General features: G+C 65.9%; 21 protein-coding genes. 7 read left to right on the top strand and 14 right to left on the bottom strand.

Annotated elements, in window-relative coordinates:
• Positions 1–64: 64 nt before the first annotated feature.
• The gene (locus JGU72_RS01005; RefSeq protein ID WP_199681897.1) at positions 65–796 is read left to right on the top strand and encodes a lysophospholipid acyltransferase family protein; all 732 of its coding nucleotides are present in this window, start codon (positions 65–67) and stop codon (positions 794–796) included.
• Here JGU72_RS01005 and JGU72_RS01000 read toward each other — a convergent pair.
• A complete protein-coding gene (locus JGU72_RS01000; RefSeq protein ID WP_199681896.1) occupies positions 793–2,070 on the bottom strand; it encodes a glycosyltransferase 87 family protein in 1,278 nt (425 codons plus the stop codon). The genes JGU72_RS01005 and JGU72_RS01000 overlap by 4 nt on opposite strands.
• A gap of 73 nt (positions 2,071–2,143) precedes the next feature.
• A complete protein-coding gene (locus JGU72_RS00995; protein ID WP_199683121.1) occupies positions 2,144–2,647 on the bottom strand; it encodes a polyadenylate-specific 3'-exoribonuclease AS in 504 nt (167 codons plus the stop codon).
• Positions 2,648–2,872: 225 nt separating this feature from the next.
• On the opposite strand from JGU72_RS00995, the gene JGU72_RS00990 reads away from it, so the two are divergent.
• On the top strand, positions 2,873–4,261 hold the full coding sequence (locus JGU72_RS00990; RefSeq protein WP_199681895.1) for a class II 3-deoxy-7-phosphoheptulonate synthase: 1,389 nt from the start codon (positions 2,873–2,875) through the stop codon (positions 4,259–4,261).
• A gap of 10 nt (positions 4,262–4,271) precedes the next feature.
• On the opposite strand, the gene pknB is transcribed toward JGU72_RS00990, so the two are convergent.
• The gene (gene pknB / locus JGU72_RS00985; protein WP_199681894.1) at positions 4,272–6,374 is read right to left on the bottom strand and encodes a Stk1 family PASTA domain-containing Ser/Thr kinase; all 2,103 of its coding nucleotides are present in this window, start codon (positions 6,372–6,374) and stop codon (positions 4,272–4,274) included.
• A 178-nt stretch (positions 6,375–6,552) separates the two neighbouring features.
• Here pknB and JGU72_RS00980 point away from each other — a divergent pair, with 178 nt between their 5' ends.
• Entirely contained in the window at positions 6,553–6,921 is a 369-nt protein-coding gene (locus tag JGU72_RS00980) for an Rv2175c family DNA-binding protein (RefSeq protein ID WP_199681893.1), read from the top strand.
• A 4-nt stretch (positions 6,922–6,925) separates the two neighbouring features.
• Here JGU72_RS00980 and JGU72_RS00975 read toward each other — a convergent pair whose 3' ends face one another.
• The 4 genes from JGU72_RS00975 to JGU72_RS00960 all read right to left on the bottom strand — a co-directional run bounded on the left by JGU72_RS00975 (position 6,926) and on the right by JGU72_RS00960 (position 12,308).
• Positions 6,926–7,894 carry a phytoene/squalene synthase family protein gene (locus JGU72_RS00975; protein WP_199681892.1) on the bottom strand — a complete coding sequence of 323 codons (969 nt, stop codon included), beginning with the start codon at positions 7,892–7,894 and terminating at the stop codon, positions 6,926–6,928.
• Positions 7,891–9,528 (bottom strand): alpha-(1->6)-mannopyranosyltransferase A, encoded by a 1,638-nt coding sequence (locus JGU72_RS00970; RefSeq protein WP_199681891.1) that lies wholly within the window; start codon positions 9,526–9,528, stop codon positions 7,891–7,893. The genes JGU72_RS00975 and JGU72_RS00970 overlap by 4 nt, the downstream gene beginning before the upstream one ends.
• A 132-nt stretch (positions 9,529–9,660) precedes the next feature.
• Positions 9,661–11,196 carry a phytoene desaturase family protein gene (gene crtI / locus JGU72_RS00965; RefSeq protein ID WP_307828254.1) on the bottom strand — a complete coding sequence of 512 codons (1,536 nt, stop codon included), beginning with the start codon at positions 11,194–11,196 and terminating at the stop codon, positions 9,661–9,663.
• Positions 11,196–12,308, bottom strand: coding sequence for a polyprenyl synthetase family protein (locus tag JGU72_RS00960; protein ID WP_374101087.1), 1,113 nt, complete (start codon positions 12,306–12,308; stop codon positions 11,196–11,198). Before JGU72_RS00960 ends, crtI begins: the two co-directional genes overlap by 1 nt.
• Before the next feature lie 72 nt (positions 12,309–12,380).
• Between JGU72_RS00960 and metF the strand changes: the two genes are divergently transcribed.
• On the top strand, positions 12,381–13,349 hold the full coding sequence (gene metF / locus JGU72_RS00955; RefSeq protein ID WP_199681889.1) for a methylenetetrahydrofolate reductase [NAD(P)H]: 969 nt from the start codon (positions 12,381–12,383) through the stop codon (positions 13,347–13,349).
• Here metF and JGU72_RS00950 read toward each other — a convergent pair.
• The 7 genes from JGU72_RS00950 to JGU72_RS00920 all read right to left on the bottom strand — a co-directional run bounded on the left by JGU72_RS00950 (position 13,323) and on the right by JGU72_RS00920 (position 19,562).
• Positions 13,323–14,459 (bottom strand): glycosyltransferase family 2 protein, encoded by a 1,137-nt coding sequence (locus tag JGU72_RS00950; RefSeq protein ID WP_307828253.1) that lies wholly within the window; start codon positions 14,457–14,459, stop codon positions 13,323–13,325. The two genes, metF and JGU72_RS00950, sit on opposite strands and share 27 nt — an antisense overlap.
• Complete coding sequence (locus tag JGU72_RS00945) at positions 14,459–15,190, bottom strand: LppM family (lipo)protein (RefSeq protein WP_199683118.1); 732 nt, start codon at positions 15,188–15,190, stop codon at positions 14,459–14,461. Before JGU72_RS00945 ends, JGU72_RS00950 begins: the two co-directional genes overlap by 1 nt.
• A gap of 51 nt (positions 15,191–15,241) precedes the next feature.
• The gene (locus JGU72_RS00940) at positions 15,242–15,502 is read right to left on the bottom strand and encodes a PQQ-binding-like beta-propeller repeat protein (protein WP_199681888.1); all 261 of its coding nucleotides are present in this window, start codon (positions 15,500–15,502) and stop codon (positions 15,242–15,244) included.
• A gap of 67 nt (positions 15,503–15,569) precedes the next feature.
• Positions 15,570–16,493, bottom strand: coding sequence for a hypothetical protein (locus tag JGU72_RS00935; RefSeq protein WP_199681887.1), 924 nt, complete (start codon positions 16,491–16,493; stop codon positions 15,570–15,572).
• 44 nt (positions 16,494–16,537) lie between these two features.
• Complete coding sequence (locus JGU72_RS00930; RefSeq protein ID WP_199681886.1) at positions 16,538–17,320, bottom strand: carotenoid biosynthesis protein; 783 nt, start codon at positions 17,318–17,320, stop codon at positions 16,538–16,540.
• Positions 17,317–18,882 (bottom strand): phytoene desaturase family protein, encoded by a 1,566-nt coding sequence (locus JGU72_RS00925; protein ID WP_199681885.1) that lies wholly within the window; start codon positions 18,880–18,882, stop codon positions 17,317–17,319. Before JGU72_RS00925 ends, JGU72_RS00930 begins: the two co-directional genes overlap by 4 nt.
• A gap of 14 nt (positions 18,883–18,896) precedes the next feature.
• Positions 18,897–19,562: a GNAT family N-acetyltransferase gene (locus JGU72_RS00920; RefSeq protein ID WP_374101051.1), complete on the bottom strand. Its 666-nt coding sequence runs from the start codon at positions 19,560–19,562 to the stop codon at positions 18,897–18,899.
• Positions 19,563–19,741: 179 nt separating this feature from the next.
• Between JGU72_RS00920 and JGU72_RS00915 the strand changes: the two genes are divergently transcribed.
• The 3 genes from JGU72_RS00915 to mraZ all read left to right on the top strand — a co-directional run bounded on the left by JGU72_RS00915 (position 19,742) and on the right by mraZ (position 22,118).
• Positions 19,742–20,188, top strand: coding sequence for an SAV_6107 family HEPN domain-containing protein (locus JGU72_RS00915; protein ID WP_233531017.1), 447 nt, complete (start codon positions 19,742–19,744; stop codon positions 20,186–20,188).
• 188 nt (positions 20,189–20,376) lie between these two features.
• Entirely contained in the window at positions 20,377–20,814 is a 438-nt protein-coding gene (locus tag JGU72_RS00910; RefSeq protein WP_199681884.1) for a DUF3040 domain-containing protein, read from the top strand.
• A gap of 872 nt (positions 20,815–21,686) precedes the next feature.
• Positions 21,687–22,118: a division/cell wall cluster transcriptional repressor MraZ gene (gene mraZ, locus JGU72_RS00905; RefSeq protein WP_199681883.1), complete on the top strand. Its 432-nt coding sequence runs from the start codon at positions 21,687–21,689 to the stop codon at positions 22,116–22,118.
• Positions 22,119–22,155 lie beyond the last annotated feature (37 nt).

Here is a 22,155-nt window from a genome sequence, read left to right as displayed (position 1 = left end):
TGCTCGGTAGAGTTACTCGTCGGAAGTCTTGTTGGAAAATCTGCCCGGATCGGGGAAGGACGCCATGGCGTACTGGCTGTTGAAGTTTGTGTTCGTAGGACCAATTCTTCGCCTGTACAACCGTCCGCGGATCGAGGGTCTGGAAAATATTCCCGAGGACGGCGCGGCCATCCTGGCCAGCAATCACCTCTCCATTCAGGACTGGCTCTTCCTCCCGCTGATGTCGCGTCGCCGCATCACGTTCCTCGCCAAGAGTGAGTACTTCACGACGCCCGGTCTCTCCGGCTTGCTGCAGCGCTGGTTCTTCACAGCGACCGGTCAGGTACCGATCGACCGCAGCGGTGCCGACGCCGCCGAGTCCGCGCTGATCACCGCCAAGCGGTACCTGGAAAAGGAGAAGCTTGTCGGTCTGTACCCCGAGGGCACACGGTCGCCCGACGGCAGGCTCTACAAGGGGAAGACGGGCCTTGCGCGGCTGGCTCTCGAGACCGGCGTACCGGTGATTCCGGTTGCCATGATCGGCACCAACCTCGTCACGCCGCCCGGAACGAAGAAGTTCAAACCGGCCAAGGTCACGGTACGGGTCGGCAAGCCGATGGATTTCTCGCGCTTCGAAGGCCTCGGCGGCAACCGCTTCATCGAGCGCGCCGTCGCTGACGAAGTCATGTACGAGCTGATGCAGCTGTCCGGTCAGGAATATGTCGACATCTACGGTTCGTCGTTGAAGAAGACGGACGGCAAGCCCGCCGCCGAGAAGGCGATCGCCGACCGGATTCCGGACACCCGAGCGAGCTAGCGCGAACCCTGCGCGGTCGGCGTCGAGTCCTCGTCGACCACGGCGGGCGCTGCTTCGGACGGGCTGTAGCGCCAGAAGTAGGCCATCACGACGAGCAGCACGATCCCCAGCCAGGCGTAGCTGTTGCCGATGATGATCTCCCAGACCGACCAATCGAGCTCACGATTGTTCTCCTGCGGCAACCATTCGAACGGTCCGATATAGAAGATCGCGCATGCCGCGAGCGCGAAGGGAACGAGGCGCCACGCGTTTGCGCGCCAGATCGACCAGCCGACGAGCAACATTGCCGGCGCGATCCAGACCCAGTGGTGGGCCCAGGACACAGGCGAAACCAGGAGACCGGCAGTCGCGATTGCAACCAGTGCACCCACATCGTTGCCTGCGTTGACAGCGCGTTTACCCGCTTGCCACGCGACGACGAGCACCGCAACAGCGAGACCTGCCCACAACAGCGACTCGACGGACGCGGGTGGATCGAAACGGTGCAGCACGCCGCGCAGCGACTGGTTGTAGGCGTACGCGAGGCCGCCGACCCTGCTGGGGTCGAGTAGGGCGTCGAACCAGTAGTTCATGGTGTCGCGCGGTGCCAGAGCGAATCCGAGCAGGCTGAAGGCGACGAACGACACGAACGTCGTGATCGCGGCACGCCAGTCGCGACGCAGGATGAAGTACAGGACGAAGATTGCCGGCGTCAGCTTGATGGCCGCCGCGAGGCCGACCAGGATGCCGCGGAACCGGCGATCGCGGACAGCGAGGCAATCGACCGCTACGAGGACCATCAGGAACGCGTTGACCTGGCCGAAGTCCAGTGTGGAGCGGAACGGCTGAGAGAGCACCGCGAGGACCGCGGCTGTACCGGCCAGCGGGAGTGCGATGCCGGTTCGCAGGTCGAACTTCGCGGTGACGGCCCAGCAAGTACCCGAGAGCGCGAGGAAGGTGCCTGCGCAGATCAGTGTCTTCGCCACCCAGAGCGGCATTACCGCTAGACCGCCGAAAATGACTGCGGCGATCGGGGGATAGGTGAAGGGAAGTCGCGGTCCGCCCAGAGTGCCGGGGAAATCTTTGGCATACAGGGAGAGGTCTTCGAGCCAGGCCCGCCCGCCGGTTCGATAGACCGCGAGATCGATCATCCCGCTGCCTTCGAGCCCGACGAGCAGTACCGGAATGCCGATCAGCATCAGGAGCCAGGCCGCGCCGCTCCCGACCTGAAACGCGCTGGTCCAACGTGGCTGCGCCAGATTCTTACCGGCCGCAGTCCGTAGTCCCCGCGCCATAATTCTCCTTGTTTTCCGAAATTGTTCCGCCAAAGAGCATAACCGGCGCGCGGGTCACCACTTGCGACCTGCGCTAATTGCTCGCAACCGAGCGCGAGCGATAGGCCTCGATGGCGTCGAACTTGGCCATGTTGTGGCGCGCGTCCGCAAGCGCGTCGTGGGCATCGACGGGGGCCGGCGGGATCGGCGGGCAGCCGTACTGCTCCCAGTACTGCTTCAGTTCGCGGGTGAATCGGGGCAGTGCGCGTGGCAGCGCCGTCATCGGACCCCACAGCTGGCACAGAGCAACGTGATCGTAGGCAGCGACCCAGGCCCATAGTTCCGGCTCGACGGTCGGGCGCGGAACCAGGAACGCGAGAACGTCGTCACGGATCTTTTGCCGGCTCTTGTAGAGGGGCGATGACATGGGCGGCAGCTTCGGCAGCACGTTCTTACGCACCCACGGCACGGCCTTGTCCGGGTTGAATTCGGTTGATACAGCGTAGTATTCCCGCCCGTCCTCGGCGACGATGCCGATCGAGACGAGGTCGATGGTGACGCCGTCTTCGATGAACTCGCAATCATAGAAATAGCGCAACCGCTGGTTCTCCTCGTCGACGAGCATTCGGATTCGTATGTGCCGGAACGGATTTGTCACTTCTACGAATTAGGTGGTCGCCGCACACTATGCCAGTCCCCGTACCCATACGGTAACGCCGCATCGACCCCCGCGCGGCCGCGGTGAGACCCCGCTCGCGACCCATAACCAAAGGTGATCTATCCCGACACCTTCGACCGGCCCGAATGCGAATATCCTGTAATGGTGAACTGGACTGTCGACGTGCCGATCGACCGCTTGCCCGAACTGCCGCCGTTGCCTCCCGAGATGCGCGAAAAGCTGGATGTCGCGCTCGCGAAGCCGGCCGCACAGCAGCCGGACTGGCCCGAGGGGCAAGCTGCGGCTATGCGCACCGTGCTCGAGAGCGTGCCGCCCATCTGCGTGCCGTCCGAGGTCGAAGAGCTCTCGGACAGGCTCGCGCAGGTCGCGCGCGGCGAGGCTTTCCTGCTGCAGGGCGGTGACTGCGCCGAGACGTTCGCCGACAACACCGAGCCGCACATCAAGGGCAACATCCGCACGTTGCTGCAGATGGCTGTCGTCCTCACCTACGGTGCGAGCCTGCCCGTCGTCAAGGTCGGGCGCATTGCCGGGCAGTACGCGAAGCCGCGCTCGGCGGACATCGATGCTCTCGGTTTGAAGTCCTACCGCGGCGACATGGTGAACTCGCTGGTTGCCGACGCGGCGGTCCGCGTCCACGATGCGTCGCGGCTCGTCCGGGCGTACGCGAACGCGAGCGCCGCGATGAACCTCGTTCGGGCGCTGACCGGTGCGGGGATGGCCGACCTCCACAAGGTCCACGACTGGAACCGCGAGTTCGTCGCGAATTCGCCGGCCGGTGCGCGTTACGAGCAGATGGCTACCGAGATCGACCGCGGGCTCGCGTTCATGAACGCCTGCGGTGTGACCGATCCGAATCTGCAGTCCGCGAAGATCTTCGCGAGCCACGAGGCTCTCGTGCTCGACTACGAGCGCGCGATGCTCCGGCTGTCGCATGACGAGGCCGGCAACCCGTCGCTCTACGACCTCTCTGCGCATTTCCTGTGGATCGGCGACCGGACCCGCCAGCTCGACGGTGCCCACATCGCATTTGCCGAGTTGCTTGCGAACCCGATCGGACTCAAGGTCGGCCCGAGCACAACGCCGGAAATGGCCGTCGAATATGTCGAGCGTCTCGACCCGACGAACAAGCCCGGACGCCTCACGCTGATTTCCCGCATGGGCAACTCGAAGGTCCGGGACCTGCTGCCTCCGATCATCGAGAAGGTGCAGGCGACCGGTCACCAGGTCATCTGGCAGTGCGACCCGATGCACGGCAACACCCACGAGGCGTCGACCGGTTACAAGACTCGGCACTTCGATCGGATCGTCGACGAGGTGCAGGGCTTCTTCGAGGTCCACCACAATCTCGGTACACACCCGGGTGGCATTCACGTCGAGTTGACAGGCGAGAACGTCACGGAGTGTCTCGGCGGCGCGCAGGACATCTCGGATCTCGATCTGTCGGGACGCTACGAGACCGCGTGCGATCCCCGCCTCAATACCCAGCAGTCGCTGGAGCTGGCGTTCCTTGTGGCGGAGATGCTGCGCGGCTGACCCGGACCGGTCAGGGGAACGACGTGATGGTGACCGAACTACCTGGCTGCACCCGTTTCCCGCCGGCCGGATTCTGAGCGATCACGAGAGATGCGTTGATCGGCGCGAGCTGTCGCACGTCGACGTCCAAACCGGCAGCTGTGAGATCGTCGCGGGCGGAGTTGACGCTCTGGCCGGTGACGTCGGGGACCTTCACTGCGTTGGACACCACGAGCGTGACCTCGCTACCACCGGCAACCTGAGCTCCGGCGGCGGGCTCGGACCGGATCACGGACCCGCCATCCACGCTGGAATCGAAGATCACCTGGCTCGCGCGCAGTGTGATCCCCTGCGTCTCGAGTGTGCGGCGCGCCTCGGCTTCGGTCTGTCCCTTCAGATCGGGCAAGGTCACCGGCGGTAAGCCCTTGCTGCGCACGACCTTCACTTCCGAGTCGACCGCAACTTCGGTCCCTGGGGCGGGATCGAGCGTTGCGACAGACCCGGCGGCGGCGTTCGTGCTGTACGCGGTTCCGCCATCGATCGGGCGGAGACCGGCGTCTCGCAGGCGCTGCTCGACGACGTCGACGGCCTCGCCGGGAACGACGTCGGGAACGACGGGTTTACCGAGCGAGATCAACAGGGCGACCGTCGAATCGCGGACGACCCGTGATCCCGCTGCGGGATCGGTGCCGATGATCGCGTCGACCGGCACGATGTCCGAGTGTTCGTTGCGGAGTTCGGTCCGCAATCCCGCGTCTGTGAGCCGCTCGGTCGCTGCGGCGCGGTCGAGGCCGCTGATCACCGGTACCGCCGTATAGCGGCCGGACCCGAGCCACCAGCCACCGACCCCGACCGCCACTGCAAGGAGCGCGATGATGAGCAACCACACGATCATGGTGCGGCGCGAGCGCCTGCGGTCCTCGATGAAGTCCGGGTAGGGATACTGCCGCTGGTCGGGTTCGTCGGGTACCGATGGACCTGGGTAGGCGTCGGGGCGCCGCGGAGTCGGTCCCGTGACGACCTTTGTGTGGTGGTGAACCGGTTGGTGCTGCACGGGTCGGTCGACCGCGTGCGGTCCGACGGGCTGCACGATTGCGGTCGCCGAGTTCGCGAATTCCGCCGTCGTCGGATGCGGACCTGCAGAGCGCACGTCGACGGGTCGCTGCTGGTCGGGTCTGCGCCTGTGCGGGTCTGTTCGCTCGGGATCGTCGAACGGCGGACTGACGGGTGCGGGTCGGGCGCTTGCGTGCTCGGCGGAACGCTCGGGCGCTGGGACCCGATACTCGGGAAGTTCCAATGCCCGCCCGATCGTGCGAAGTGCGCCGGCCATCTCGGCGGCATCGGCGAAACGGTGGCTCGGTTCGCGTGATGTCGCCTCGGCGACGAACTCGTCGAACTCGTGCGGCACGCCCTCGATGAAGTCGCTAGGGCTCGGCACATCCTTCTCGAGTCGCTGGTAGGCCACCGACAGTGACGTGTCCGCGTTGAACGGTGTTCCGCCCGTGAGCATTTCGAAAACGAGGACGCCCATCGAGTAGACGTCGCTGCGGGCGTCGGCATAGCCGTTCGACACCTGCTCGGGGGACAGGTACGCCGCTGTGCCGAGGATGACACTGTTGGACGTCACGTTCGAGGCGGCGACAGCCCGGACCAGACCGAAATCGGCCAGCTTCACGTCCCCGTTGTCGGAAATGAGAACGTTCTCGGGCTTGATGTCGCGGTGCACCAGCCCCGCCGCATGGGCGACGCCCAACGCGCTCAGCACCGGTTCGGCGACGCCGCACACCGCGTGCGGCGGCATCGGGCCGCGTTCGCGAAGGAGCTCGCGAAGCGTGCCACCCTCGACGAGTTCCATGACAAGGAACGCCAACTCGCCGTCGTGGCCCTGGTCGTACACCGCGACGAGGCCTGGGTGCTTGAGCCGTGCGACCGCGCGCGCCTCGAATTCGAAACGAGCGAGGAATTTCGGGTCGGCCGCGAACTGAGCGTCCATAACCTTGATCGCCACGGGCCGGTCGAGCCGCAGATCGAGCCCGCGGAACACCGTCGACATACCGCCACGTGCGATTCGTGCATCCACGCGATAACGCCGGTCGAGTACCTCGCCGATCAAATGATGTCCATCGATCCTCATTTACACCCCCTCTCGGTCACCGTCGACCGCGTCGACATGCGCAGTCTCAAACATCGATGGTATCCACAATCTGTTCGAAGCCATTCATCGCCGATATCGCACGGGCTGCAGCGAAACACGGCCGTTGGGACGCCGATCCTTGTGCACTCCGCGGACGCGAACCGTTAACGTTGTGCCCGTGAGTGCAATTCCCTACTGCGACGATGTCGTCCCCGAGTCGGTTTCGTTGCTGCAACTTCCGGATGTCGCCAAGACGCTCAGGCTGCCGGTGACGCGCGTTCATCAGATGCTGCGTGATCGGCAACTCGTGGCCGTCAAGCGCGACGGCGTCATCGGTGTCCCCGAGCTCTTCTTCACCAAGGACGGCAAGGTCGTCAAGCAACTGTCGGGGCTTTTGATCGTCCTGAAGGACGGCGGCTACTCGGAAGAGGAGTCGCTGCGGTGGATGTTCACCGAGGACGACAGCCTGCCCGGCACACCGGCGGCAGCATTGCGTGGGCATCTGGCGCGTGAAGTCCTGCGCCGGGCGCAGGCGATGGCTTTCTGAGCGTTCAGTTGGCGCGCGCGGACCGGCGAACGGCAAGCGCCCGCAACAGCTCCGGTCCTGCAACAGCGAACCTGCGGCGTTTGGGGACGACCGCGCGACGGTCGAGGACGCGATACTCCGCCTTTTCGATCTCCTCGAGAATGTCGGAGTAGAGCGTGTACGCGGCCCGCATCGACGGTCGCACCTGCGGATCCAGCATGTCCAGGCCGGGCAGCGCACGCCGGTAGATGGACCGGTTGATCGCCGCGAAGTGCGCGAGAGCGTTCTGCACGCGCCGATCTGTCTTCTCGTGCGCCTGGCAGTACTTCAGGAGGTCGTAGTCGACGCCGAACACGGCGAGCTCGTCAGCGGGTAGGTAGAGCCGGTCACGGACGAGGTCCTCACCGACGTCCCTGATGAAGTTGGTCAACTGGAAAGCCTCGCCGAGCGCCGCAGCACGCGGCGCGGCGACCTCCCTGGGCACGACCGAGCCGAGGATAGGCAACAGTTGCTGACCGATCGCCGCGGCGGAACCGGCCATGTAGTCCCGCAGTTGCTCCATCGTGTCGTACTTTGCGCGAAACTCTGGCGTGCCGGGCAGGTCCATGCGCATTGCCCGCAGGAAGGCCCAGACGTGCTCTCTCGGGATGTCGTAATGGTTCATCGTGTCCGCGAACGCGATGAGGTTCGGTCGCCAGGCGGGGTCGAGGGCTGTGTGTGCGCTGGGATGGTCGAGCAGTTCACGCAGTTGCAATTCGACGCGGTCCACCTCGGCCGCGCATTCGGCCCAGGTGCGGCTGGAACCGGCTTCGACGTCGACGAGGTCGTCGACCACCCGCGCGAAGGCATAGAGGGCGTGGAAGCCGGGGCGCTTGGCCGGCGGCAGAAGCTTCGTCGCCAGGTAGTACGTCCGCCCGTAGCCGGAGGCGACCTGGCGGCACTTGTCGTAGGCCTCGAGCAACTCGGCGTCGGTGGCGATCGGTACGACAGTCATCGTGGAGCTCGATTCTCGACTACGCCGTCGACGGCTTTGCGTGGTTCGACGGGTGGGAGTGGTGTTTCTTCCGGGGTCGACCGCAATCGCAGCGGGTCGACGGTGCGCAGGGAAAGGGCAGCAACCACTGCGACGAAAATTGCCGCCGCGACGTGCGGAAAGGTATAGAGCCCGATCGAGCCGTCGGGCTGGAAAACGAGCATCAACCAAGTGGAAAGGCCGACGATGATCATCAGAGTCGTCGTCGACAACGCGAAACCCGCAGCCAGTGCCAGCGGCCAGGAGTAGTACCAGGGCAACGCCGCGGGAGAGAGGATGACGATCGCGACGAACGCGATCAAGATGCCCAGCACCGCCTCGCGCTCGGTCCGGCGATAGCGCCACCAGGTCCACGCAAGGATGAGCACCAGCGCGATTCCGCAGATCAGACGGGTCACGTCGAGCATTTCGCGTGGTGGGGTACTGCCTGGCTGGACCTCGGAGAACCACGACGCGACGATGCTTATCAGGTGCGCCATGATCGTTGGAAGCGACAGCCAGTTGATGATCTTCTGCGAACCGGAAAGCGCCGTCAGCCAGCCGATTCCGACACCCGCAGCCAGTGACGCCGCCGCGAATACCGCGGCGAACACGGCGACGCCCGCACTGGCGGTACGTACGAACACTGCGAAGGCGTGATAGCGGCCGTTCTTCGCACTACCGTTCTGTTCTGCGAGCGCGGCCAGCCGCTCGCGTTCGTGCATCATCCAGATCCACACGAGGAACGGCAGCGCAACTGCCGCAGTCGCTTTGATTGCCACAGCGATTGCCACGACGCTGATGCCGGCGACGTGATGGCGTTCCAGCACGAGCGCGATACCCGCGGCCATGAAGCCGACCATCAGCATCTCGTTGTGGACGCCGCCGATGAGGTGAATGAGAACGAGCGGATTGAGAACCGCGAGCCACAGCGCAACAGCTGTCTTGCCACCCAGGTGGCTCGCAATGTGCGGAATGGCCCACATCATCAGCGCCAGGCCGGGCAGCATGATGATGCGCAGCAGCATGGTCCCCGCGACGACGTTGTCGCCGGTGATTGTCGTCACGCCGCGCCCGAGAAGCAGAAAAATCGGACCGTACGGCGCTGTCGTCGTGGTCCACACGTTGCTCACGTTGTCGAGCAGAATCCCTGGATTCGCGACGGGACCGACCTCGTAGGGATCGAAGCCGTCGCGCAGCAACGCGCCCTGAGCGAGATAGGAATAGGCGTCGCGGCTGAACATCGGGACCGAGAACAGCAGCGGACCGATCCACATCGGCACGATCGCGCGAAGTTCGTTCAGCGAGACGCCGCCGGCGATGGTTGTCCGGCCGAGGCGAACCCAGGCGGTGATCATCAAGATCACACCGACCCACACGAGCAGTGTGGAAAGCACCAGGCCGTGGCCGAACCGCAACCAGGAGAGATGACCCCATTCGAGGAGCGGATCGCGCCGGCGAACGCTTCCCGCGCCCAGCCCACCGACGAGAATCATCACCGATCCGGCGAAGCCGAGCAGGGCCGCGTGACCTTCGGGACTTCGGAGAAATACTCCGGCGGTCGCGAGAGACCGGCGCAGTCGCGGTGCTCGAGGTTCTGTTCGGAGGGGAGACATCAATCCACGTGCCTCTCCCCAAGTGTCGCGACAGCGGCAGCGGCCGCAAAAGTATCCGGTCGAGGCAACAGTTTAGTATCCCCGCGGCGTAATCCTTGCTTCTGCCTCGCAGACGTAGTCACCGGCACGCGTTCAGCGGTCGCCGAGCCGGGCGGCCGCGAGCTTTCCCGACAGCAGGACGGTCGGCACCCCGACGCCGGGTGTAGTTCCACAGCCGGCAAGAACGACGTTGGCTGTCGTTCTTACGAGGTTCCGCGTCCGGAAAGGTCCCGTTTGCCGGAAAAGATGGGCGGCGGCGAACGGACTGCCGTCGAGCATGCCCTGGTCGGCCCATGTCTGCGGGGTGTCCACCTTGTCGACCGTGAAGTAAGTCGCAATTCCCGTGTAGCCGCGGCTCTCCAACTCGGCGAGGATTTCGCCGACATAGGCCGTGGTCAGGTAGTCCCACTCCAGTGGCGCGCTGACGAGGTTGGGGCACGGTGCGAGAACCGACAGCGGTTCGTACGCGCGGCCGTCGCGGTCGATCGTCAGTTCCGGATCGGTCAGCGCCGGTCTGGTCAGCAGTAGCGACGGATCTGTCATCAGTTTTCCGCGGCCGGGGCGCGCGGTGATCTCTTCGAACGTCTGCTTCCACGCTGCGCCGAACTCGATCGTGTGATGTGCCTGGACCGGCCAACTCGACGCGATGTCGGCGGGCACCGTGCCGTGCATGACGACGGCCGACGGGGACGCGACCAGCTTGCGCCGGCGTGGTGCCCGGGCGCCGAAAAGCGGTCGAACCGACCCGAGATCTGTCGTGAGAATCACAGCATCGCAATCGAATTCGCGCCCGTCGGCGGATCGAATCCGGCGTGCACGGGTGCCGTCGAACTCGATTCCCGTCACCTCCGCGCCGAGTTCCACCCGGCCACCGGCGGAGGTGAACGCGTCGGTCATCGCAGCAGCTATCGAGCGCATGCCGCCGTCGGTGAAATAGACGCCGAGACAGGTATCCATGTGGGGGATGGCGCCATAGACGGCCAATGCCTGTCGCGGTGCGACGCCTGCGTACAGCGCCTGGAAGGTGAAGAGGCGCCGCAGGCGCTCGTCACGAATGAACCCCTCGACCTTCGGGCCGAGCTTGCCGAATCCGCCGAGCGCGAGCAACTTGCGCAGATCAGCAAACGACGATCGCGACGAGGCGAGGTCCAGCGGCGAATCGAAGTTGGCGTCCATGAAAGTGCCGAATTCGGCGTCGAACAATGTGGCGAGCCACGACCGCAGGCGGCGATAGCCCTCGGCGTCCTCGGGACCGCAGGTGCGCTCGACCTCGGCCGCCATCGCGTCCGCGTCGGCGAGCACGTCGATGGTCGAACCGTCCGCGAACCGCGCGCGATAGGACGGTGTGAGTTGCCGTACACGCAGCGGCGGTGTAGTGGTCTCGAACGTTGCACCGACGGCGGCAAGCGCATCCGCAATGAGCTCGGGCATCGTGAGAACGGTTGCGCCGGTATCGATTACGTAGTCGGAACCGGTAAAGCTGCCGACCCGGCCGCCCGGCCGGTCGCTGCGCTCGAGGATCGTGACATCCCGGCCGGAGCCGAGCAGATGCAGGCCCGCGGCGAGACCCGAGAGGCCGGCTCCGACGACAACCACCCGATCGGTCGGCCCAGAAACAGTTTTGACCACTAGCTCGCCCTCGAAGTCGCCGAAACCGCCATTGCGCGTAAACGCTCCTTTGCCTGCGTGGTCGCCGTGCATCCGTCGAGCGCATGGAGTGCGCGCTCGGTCAACTGGGTGATCTGTCGTTCTACCTCGGCAACAGCTCCGAGGTCGGTCAAGAGGCCGCGGATCTGTTCGAGCTCGGCAGCCGACAGATCAGTTCCGATGCTGGTTCGCAGCAGTTTCGCGGTCGCCGGCGAGGTCGCGTCGGCGCGAGTCAGCGCGACGGCGAACAGGACCGTTCGTTTGCCTTCGCGCAGGTCGTCGCCGGACGGCTTACCCGTCACAGCGGGGTCCCCGAAGACGCCGAGGAGGTCGTCGCGAAGCTGGAACGCGATGCCGACATCGGTACCGAAGCTGCGGTACGCGCTGATGAGGTCGTCGGGGGAACCAGCGAGGCAGGCACCGATGTGCAGCGGGCGCTCGATCGTGTAGGCAGCGGTCTTGTAGCGATTGATTCGGAGCGCGCCGGCCACGGTCTCGTCGCCGCTGGCCTCGCCGGTGATATCCAGAAACTGTCCGCCCAGCACCTCGGTTCGCATCGCCGACCACACCGGACCCAACCGCAGCGCAGCATCGGGCGTCAGTCCGGATTCGCGGACCATGTCGTCGGCCCAGGCCATCGCAAGGTCACCGAGCAGGATCGCGACCGCATCGCCGAACTGCGCGGACTCACCTGACCAGCCACGCGACCTGTGCCGGTCGGTGAACGCGACGTGCACGGTTGGGAATCCGCGTCGGGTGCGGGAGGAGTCGATGATGTCGTCGTGAATCAGCGCACAGGCCTGGACGAGCTCCAACGCCGCGCAGGTCTGCAGTACGGCGGCCGAGTGCGGTTCGGCGGGATCGCCTCCGGCGCCGAGCCAGCCGGTCCAGGCAAAGGCGGGCCGGACGCGTTTTCCGCCGCGGAGCACGAACTGTTCCAGCTGGTCGACGGCGGGCGCGAAGTCTCCGCCGATCGAATCGACGACCGCTCGGCGGGACGCGAAGAACACACGCAGCGTCTGCTCGAAGGCCGCCGTGAGTTCCCTGGGCTCTGTCGAGGTCGGGACGAGTCCAGTGGACAGTTCAACCTCCAGGATCGGGCGAGAACGAGCGGCGGGGCACCTCCACAATAGAGCAGTGCAGCGGTGCCTCCGTATGCTGAGTCGGTGACATTCGATTCCGTACGGGGCCGCGCAAGCGCCGGCTGGGTTTCCCGCACGCCTTCGATCGTCGATCGGCTGCGCACCGCGGACTCCGGTCGAGTGCCGTTTTCCGTGGAGTTCTCGCCGCCGCGCGACGCCGCTGCCGAGGCCCGGTTGTGGCGAGCCGTCCGGGAATTCGAACGGATGGGACCGGCCTTCGTCTCGATGACCTACGGCGCCGGCGGCTCGACCCGCGACCGCACGGTTCGTGTGACCGGTCAGTTGGCCGAAGAGACGACGTTGCTGCCGGTCGCCCATCTCACGGCCGTCGGGCACAGCGTCGACGAACTGCGTTCGCTGGTGGGCGCATACGCCGACCGGGGGATCCGCAACATCCTGGTCCTTCGTGGCGATCCGCCGGGCGACCCACTCGGTGAGTGGCAGAAGCACCCGCACGGCGTCGAATACGCGGACGAACTGGTCCGGCTGATTCGCAACCTCGGTGACTTCCACGTCGGCGTCGCTTCGTTCCCCGAGGGGCACCACCGCTCGCCGGATCTCGATCACGACACGAAGTTCCTGGTCAACAAGCTGCGCGCGGGTGCCGAATACTCGATCACCCAGATGTTCTTCGACGTCGAGCACTACCTGCGTCTGCGCGATCGCGTCGCCGCGTGCGATCCCGAGCAGGGCGTCAAGCCGATTATTCCGGAAATCATGCCGATCACGTCGTTGCGGTCGGTGCGCAAGATGGTGGAGCTGTCCGGCTCTGTGCTCCCCGCGGAACTCGAGGCGCGCCTGGCGGATGCCGCAGGCGACGGGCCTGACGAGAATCGAGCCGCGGTACGCGCGGTCGGGATCGAGGTCGCCACGCGCATGGGTGAGCGGCTCATCGCCGAAGGGGCACCGGGTCTGCACTTCATCACGCTGAACTTCGCGCGCGCGACGAGCGAAGTGCTCGCGAATCTAGGTTTGGCCGCGACTCGCGTCTAGCGTGCGGCCCTTCCACGACAACCGTCCGGTGCGGTGTGCGCGATGCGAGCGCGCGGTCAGTCCCACGTAGGTCAAGGTCGACAACGGATGCAGTGCGGCATCGAACGCATCTGCTGCACAAAGTCTTTCAGGAGACTCCAGCGAGCGGGCGAGCAGTCGAGACGCTACCGCCGCGGCATAACCTGCGAAGCCCCACCTTCGTGTGCGACGCGAGAGCATGCCCAGCGGGGGACCGACCCAGGCGAGCAGTGCCACCGCCGACGCTGCGACGCTGCCTGCCGCCGACCCGTGCGCTGACCACAGCCACCGCGTGTACCCCTGCTCGATGTCGTCGCTGTTGCTGTACATGCGGCAGCTCGCGAGCCCTGCGGCGCTGACAAGAACGGTGTGCCGACCGGCGCGGCGCAGCGCTCGTGCGATGTCGAGGTCTTCGGTGACGCTCGCCGCGACAGCACTGTGGCCGCCGACGGACCGGTACGCGTCGGCGTCGAAAACCAGAAACTGGCCGCATGCGACGACCATCGTCGGGCGCAGTTCGCGATTGGCGACAACGATCGGCAACGACGCTGCCCACGACCAGCACAGCAGTGGCTGCACGAGACGTTCGATGCTCGTCACGGCCGCTTGGAACGGCCACGGCGCAACGAGAGCCGCGTCCTTCCGGCGCAGGTGCGCGACGGCGGCGGCAAGTGCGTCAGGTGCGAGACGAACATCGGCGTCCAGAAAGATCAGCACACCGGACTCGGTGCGCGCGAGTTCGCTCAGCTGCCGGCAGGCCGCGGATTTTCCCGTCCAGCCCGCCCGCGGTGGACCGGATCGGCGGTGCAGCTCGAAGCGAGTGTCGCTTGAAAAAGCTTGCTCGGCAACGGGACCGGTGTCATCGGAGGAATCGTCATCGAGAATCAGAACTCGCAGATTGGGCACACCGCGTTGCACACGGAGGTCGGCGACGAGGTGCGGCAGGCAGTCGCGTTCATTGCGTGCGGGGATGCACACGGTGAGCTGCTCGACCGTCGGCGGCGCATCGCGCAGGCGGCTGACGGTCAGTCGGTTGAACAGTGCGATTGCGGCGCCCGCAGCGGATATCGCAGCGCCTGTGCGAACGAGCACTACGCGTCCGCGAGTTCCTTCTCCGGTGGCGCCGTCGCCGGGCGCCGCGGGCGAGCATTACGACTGACGTAGGCCAAAGCGCCGATGATCGCAGAGACGCCGAGGCAGACACCGCCGACGATGCCGGCCCAACCGGCGAAGCTGCGGGTATTCGGGTCTGCGTAGCGAACCTCCGCACGCAGCGCCGTGATGTCGCCCGGCTGCAGCTTCCAGGAAACGACCTTGTCGTTCTCGCGAACGCCGTTGGTGGAGGTCACGCGTGCTGGGAACGCGACCTTGAACTGGACGTCCGTGCCGTCGGCCGGAGCCTTCGACAGATCGACCTTGCCGGTCAGCGACACGAGGTCACCGGACCGCTGCAACTGGATCTGGAACGAACCCGCGCTCTGATCCGACATCTGCCCGAGCTGCTGGAGGTCACCGAACGACAACTCGCTGAAGAACGCCTGGCTGCCGACGAAGTTGTCGGCCTTGTATTCCTGCACGCGGACCTTGCCGGCCAGCGAATCGGGAACGGTCAGCTGTGGGCCCTTGTCTTCGGGACTCTGCGCGTCGGTTGCGGCCACGATCTGGCCGGACACCTTGTCGTCGGCCGACACACCCATCGCAACGCTGATGCGGACCTGCTGGCAGCCTGCGATGACAGGGAGAATGAGGAGCAGCATGGCAATCGCGGCGTAGGTACGGCGGCGGCTGCGCTGCGGGCTCGAGGTCGTCGGCACATCGAACATCCTGCCACGGCGGTCGCGAACCTTGTGCACGACGAGCGGGTGCACGGCGACCTATCGGCCGGGCCGGAAAAAGACGAGCTCGGTCGGGCTGATAGCGGCAAGGCCAGCGCCTGCAGGTCCGAGGCCGCCAGCGCCGTCGAGTGGTCCGGTCTCCCAGTCGCGCTCGCCGGTGTGGGTGTTGATGGCGATATAGCCCTCCGGTGTGAAGCCGATGACGCGCTCGCCGTCGAACAACAGCGGCAGAAAGAATTCGGGGATGGGCGCGGTCCACAGCAGGTCACCGGACGCGACGTCGTAGGCGGTGTTGCCCACGAAGTAGAGGTCGTTCGCGCGATTCCCGACGACCAGCGTCGACGCGACGCGGCCGTCGCCGACGTGTTCACGCAGGGTGGCACCGGCGGAGTCGGCGATCGTCCAGGTTTGCGACGAAGCGCCGTCGAGCCCGTCCGGACCCTGGCATTCGATCGCCGCGGCGCCTTTGCCCGGCAATGCCACCGTCGTACCTGGATTCCGGCGTGAGCGGTACGCCATCGGTCGTCACCGCCAGGGCATGTAGACCTGCGATCCAGGTGACGATGCCTTCCGAGACGGTGAATCGGGACCCGTCGCCGCCTGGACATTGCCCGAAGTCGAACTCTTCCCGCCACGACGAGGTCGCATCGCCGACCGTCCCGCGCGCCATCCAGCCCACCTGGAAGTCCGCGTCGCGGCCCGCCGTGTACACCGAGCCGCGGTAGACCTCGACGTATGCGGCGCCGGGGAGGTCCTCGGTGTGCTCGACCTCGCCGTCGGAGATTCGGTAGTACCGCAACTCGCCGGCGTCGGCCGCGATGCACGGCACCAGCCCGTCGATCGCGGCAGTTGCGCAGCTGCGGACGCTGAACGGAACTTCTGGGACGGTCCACAGGACGGTGCCGTCGGCGGCGTCCAACGCGGCGAGGCTCATCGGTTGGCCCGCGCCCTCGTCGACGACGGTGACGAGCAGGGTTCCGTCGTAGTTTCGGAACTCCGGCGAATACAGCCCGATCGGTCCGAACGCCGCGCCAGGCGCGATGTCGGAAGCCTGCAGCGTCCATTCGCGTTGCGGCTCAGTGGGAAAGGGCATCGGCAGCAGACCGTCGGGCCGGTGCTGTGCGTCATTCCCGGTAAGTTTCACTGCCAGTGCAACGCCGATTGCCACCACGACGAGGAGCGCAACGACCCCGGCGATCACCCACGGCGTTCGACGGCTCGGAGGACGCGGCGGCGGGCCGGGCGGGGCAGTCGGGTACCAGCCGCTCGGCACCGACGTGCTCTCTGCCATCGCGCTCCCGTCGTCCCGCGTCTGTCGTGCGCTGCCTGCGATTTTTACACCGAAACAGTTCCGCCGCGCAGTCGTGCGAACAATCGGCGCGTCAAGGGCACGCCGAGTAGGCCCATGACGACGAGGCCGTAGATCGCCGAGTACTTCAGGTGCGGACCGTCCAGGAAGACTGCGTGGGCCAACGATGATCCGAGCCACGTCCAGTAGAACAGCGCGACCGGAACGGCAAACGATCGCGGTGTAGTGGCCTGCCTGGGCAGCAGTTCGATGGCGACCGCCATGACCAGCGCGACGGCAAGCCAACCGAGATAGTTGGTGTACGGGATGTCGGGGATACCGGGCAGACCGGAATCTGTGACACACCATGTCCATTGGCCGTCGGCAACCATCTGCGGATCGAGATACAGATCCCACCCGAGTGCGCCCAGTGGCACGGCCGCAACGCGAACCGGTGTGCGCTGGAACAGAATCGACGCGACCGTCCAGACGCAGTAGATGCCGGCCGTCCACGCGAAAGGTACTACCAGCGGAACATCTGCGACGGACGGTCCGAGCCGTCCGACGTCGTAGCCGTAGCAACCGAACGGGAAACCTGTTGCGGTACCGATAGTTTCGACGACGAAGCCGATGCCTGCGGTGCTGACGACGAATCCGGCAGCCCACCGCGACCCGTACGCAGCGACCGCGTGTGTGATGCAGGCTGCTGCGAAAAGTCCGACGACGAGCACGGTGACGACATCGCGAACGCCGCCGTTGGTCAGCGGGTATGTGATCTGTGCAAGGACGGTGGCACCGGCGAGCAACGCCGCCGCGCGATACGCGCTCATCGCCGCCACCGGCGAAAGCGCTGGTCGGCGAGCATCATCCGGGCTGCATTTCGTCCGCTTGCGCCGGAAACGCCGCCGCCGGGGTGCGTTGAAGCGCCAGTCAGGTATAGGCCCGTTGCGCCGGGAACACGATGGCCCGAGAGCTCCGGGAGCGGCCGCCACATGAACATCTGGTCGAGCGACATCTCGAGGTGCATGACGTTTCCGCCGATCAATCCGAGTTCGCTTTCGAGGTCGGCAGGGGTCTGGATGTGCCGCGCAACAACGGAATCGGCGAATCCCGGGGCGACCGCTTCGACTTCGGCGACGATGTCGTCGGCTGCCCGCTCGGCGATCGCATTCCACTGCCGGCCATCGGCGAGTTCGTAGGGATGCCACTGCGACCACAGCGAAAGCTGATGTTGACCGGCAGGTGCGATCGAAGGGTCGAGCGCACTGAAGCTCATCGCGAGAACTGCCGGCCGCGTGGGGAGGTCGCCCGCCATGGCGGATCCGTGTGCGCGGCGCAGGTGCCGGCGGTCGTGTACCAGCAACTGCAATCCGGTTGCGGAGTCGGCTGTATCGGCGCCGCTGTAGCGGGGCAGGTCGCTGGACGCGATCCTGACGACCATGCCGATGCCTGGGCCGACGCGCGTTCGCCGCCGCCAATCGTCCAGCGTCGGACCGTCGAAGCCACCGCGTTCGAGGAGGTCGAGAGTGGTTCGGAGATGGCAACCGGCTACGACCTTGCGCGCCTTGACGGTCCGGCCATCGGCCGTGTGGACGGTCCAGTGGTCTGCTGTGTGCCGGATTTCGACGGCGGGGTCGCCTGCTCGCAGGCTGCCGCCGTCGGACTCGAATCGTGCGACGAGGGCGTCGGTGAGAGCACCGCTGCCGCCGACCGCTCGACCGGGCGGCAACGTGTGCAGCAGCGCGGCGAAGCCGACCATCGGGGCAGTCCCCGGCTCGGACATCGGCGGACCCGACTGCGCACCGAACCACGCCAGCGCCGCTTTGAGGCGCTCACTGCGAAAGGTACGGTCCAGCAGTGCATCTCCGGTGGTGAGGAACTGCCGGGACAGCTCGCCGGCACCGCCGTCGGGAAGATCGAGCCCCCAGAACGACTTGAGGAGGCGAAATCCGGTGGGCGGCACGGTGAACGAGCGCATGACCCGGGCGCTGCGCGGGCCCCACTCGGTGACGAAGCGCCGGTAGGAGTCGGCGTCTGCGTGACCGCACGCTGCGCGGATCGATTCGCATGTCTTGTCGAGGTCACGGTGAAAGACGATCGGCGCAGCGCCGGAACCGGGGGGTGCCGGGGCGAATCCCCAAGGATCGCAATCGATGTAGCGGAGTCCGAACCTCGCGAGTTCCAGATCTTCGATGATGCCCGTGTGCCGGATCATGATGTGCGCCGACGAGCCACGGTCCACGCGGTGACCCGGGAACCGCTCGACGGTCGACACAGCGCCGCCCAGCACCGTGTCGCGTTCGAGCACCTCGACGGACCAGCCCGCCCTGGCCAGATAGCAGGCGGCGACCATCGCGTTGTGGCCGGAGCCGATGACAGCTGCGTCGATCATGTGGCGGCGTGTCGCTACGACGCGGGAGCGCGGACGGTGGAGGGCAGTGGCAGGGAGCGGCCGAGCACGGCGAACGGCCGACTGTCGCCGGTGAACGTGAACTGGCGTACGACGTCGCGGAAACCCAGCCGACGGTAGAGCCGCCAGGCCCGGTTGTCCTCGCCGTAGACCTCGGGCGTCGAGAGCAGGATCGACCGTTCCGGACGGTCGTGCATGAGCCGACGCAGGATGGTCTCGCCGAGGCGGTGCCCCTGCGCGCCGGGATGCACGTGGAGTTCGGTCAGCTCGAAGTAGTTGGACAGAGTTTCGTGGGTGGCCTCCTCGGGCCAGCCTGCGCTACGCATCCCGCTGTAGACCTGTTGGTGCCACCACTGGTGCGGCGCCCCGCGGTAGCCATACCCGATCGCAACGAGGGGATTGTCTCGCGAATCGGGGAACGTGAGCGGATCGTTGAGGAAGGCGCCCACCGCGCGCCAGCCCGGTCTGGAGATGTGTTCGGCCCACATCGGCGCGCGGTGGTGCTCGGTCCCGCGGGGGTAGTCCATCGCCGCGACGTAGATGGACAGCGCTTCGTTGAGGCGCCTACGGAGGTCCTGTGCCGACAGTTCCACGACGGTCGGCGCGTGGGCAGCGTTGTGTTGCCCGTTCTGCGGCACGTCGCGTTTCGCTCGGTGGTCCACTGCCCTCACCTCTTTCTGTCGGAGAACTTGTCGGTGGGTCGATCTATATTGAATCCGTCGAATGAATGTTCGATGTCGGTGATCCGGCGATGACCCGAGGGAAGCGGGTTTCGCCGGATTCCGAGCCCTGCACAACGATCATCCTGCGCCTGTGCGGTGCGTGTGAGGAGGCAACGAAAATGGCTGCTCAACCGAGCCGATTTCCGGCGCGGACTGCGCGCGGACCGCGTGAACTACTCGCACGCGCCGATCGGTTGCTGATGGACGCGGTCGGCGAAGACGATCCGCGCGAGCGCTTCCAGGTCGCCTATCTGGCGGCATTGCGGGGAGCCGCGGCGGTCCTCGGTGCGCACGCCGCGAGCCGGACCGGGCGCGAGAAATCGCGCAGCGCGTGGGTGCTGATGGCGCGGTCGGCGCCGGAGTTCGTGATGTGGGCGGACTACTTCGCGGAACATTCGGCGACGCGAGCTGCGCTCGAGGCCGGTTTGTCCCGCGAGATCTCCGACCGCCAGGCCGACGATTTCTTCGATCGGGTCGGTGCGTTTCTCCACGACGTCGAAGATCTGCTGGGCGACGGCGCCAGGCTTCGGCCGGAGCCTGGATGGGGGAGCGAAGTCTCTGCGTGAGAGTTCGAATCAGCGAAATTCTGGATACCTGCCGGTCTGGTCCTGGGAATGATGGCAAGTCATAGGCGGAGTGGGTGGTCCGCTGAACAATCACCTCGTATCATGGTGTTCAGGTAGCCGAGAAGTTCGGCTACTCGTCGTCTTCGCACAAAGACGCCGATCATGTCCCTAGTGCCGGGGGAGGTACCGTGCCACTCTCCGAGCACGAGCAGCGCATGCTCGATCAGATCGAGAGCGCGCTCTATGCTGAGGATCCCAAGTTCGCCTCGACGGTGAAGGCTGGTCGCGTGCGCGCGGCGTCGAGTCGACGCCGTCTGCAAGCTGCGGCACTCTTCGTTCTTGGTCTCGTTTTGCTGATCGCAGGCGTCGCGTTGCCGTTCAAGCCGGGTGACTTCCCAGTCATCAGCCTCGTCGGCTTCCTCGTGATGTTCGGTGCCGGCGTTCTGCTGCTACTCGGCGGGTCCGTGAAGGGCCAAGCCGCGTCCGGAAGCGGATCGACGGGTAGTGGCAGCAGCAGCGGGTCGCGCCCCTCAGGGCTCGGCCGGCAACGCGGGCCCAAGAAAGGCAGCGGCGGGTTCACCGCCCGTATGGAAGAACGTTTCCGCCGCAGGTTCGAACAGGACTAGCTAGTCGCACAGACCTAACGGCGCCGCACTCTGCGGCGCCGTTTGTCGTGTCTGAGCGTGCGTGGCCGTCGACCAGGCGGCTTTCGTGGTGGCTTCTTAGACGATGTTCAGCCAACCGCCTGGTCGGCGGGCCGTGGGCGGTGGGGTTGGCGGAGTCGCCGCCGCGTACGTCCGTTCGACGAACTGGCTCGCCGAGAAGGTGGTTACCTGGCGCCCTTCTCGGGCGATGTTCAGCCAACCGCCTGCTCGGCGGTGATGTCCGTGGCTCGGTCTGCTGAGCAGGCGGCTTTCGTGGTGGCTACTTGAGCGATGCTCAGCCAACCGCCTGCTCGGCGGGCCGTGGGCGGTGGGGTTGGCGGGAGTCGCCGCCGCGTACGTCCGTTCGACGAACTGGCTCGCCGAGAAGGTGGTTACCTGGCGTCCTTCTCGGGCGATGCTCAGCCAACCGCCTGCTCGGCGGTATGGCGCGAGAAGGTGGTTACCTGGCGGCCTTCTCGGACGATGCTCAGCCAACCGCCTGCTCAGCGGGCTTCCGGCCCCACTTGGGCGGGGGCGGGCCGCCCCGCCAGGGAATCTCCCCCCACCAGGCCCCACGGATCCGGAAATTCCCCCACCAACCCCCACGGGGCGTGTCGACACGCGGAAATCCGCACGTCACCGACCCCGTCGGTGCGGGTAACTACGCTGCATTCACCTCCGCACGAATTGGCGTCGCGGCGCGTTCGATAACGAAACCAGCACGGCCCACCACGGCTACCTGCGGTTATCGGCGAAACGCCCGCAACAATCCGTGTTCGGTAATTGCAAGTGGGGGAAAGTGGGGTAATGTGGTGCTCAGCGGAGAGCCAGGGTGATCCTGTGGGAGGTGTCGAGTGTTTCTCGGCACTTACACGCCCAAACTCGACGACAAGGGGCGACTTACGTTGCCCGCACGGTTCCGGGAACTACTGGCGGGAGGGTTGATGGTTACGAAAGGCCAAGATCACAGCCTTGCCGTCTATCCGCGCGACGCGTTCTTGGAAGTGGCTGAGAAGGCGAATGCGGCATCCCGTGGCAATCCCCAGCGACGCGCGTTCGTTCGTAACTTCTTTGCCGCGGCAGACGAGCAGCATCCCGACGGCCAGGGCCGCATCACTATCTCGATCGACCACCGCACCTACGCGAACCTCAGCAAGGAATGCATCGTGTCGGGGTCGGGCAAGTTCATCGAGATCTGGGACAAGGCGGCGTGGGACGCCTACTCCGCCGAAAACGAAGAGAGCTACTCGCTCGGCGTGGACGAGGTGCTAGGCGACATCTTGTAACCCCGGTTACTCGGCGAGTACCGCGAGGTCTCTGCCC

The organism is Antrihabitans auranticaus, assembly GCF_016481275.1.
Lineage (GTDB): Bacteria > Actinomycetota > Actinomycetes > Mycobacteriales > Mycobacteriaceae > Antrihabitans.
The sequence above is the reverse complement of the archived record's forward strand: the minus strand, read 5'-3'. Positions and strand labels throughout refer to the sequence as shown.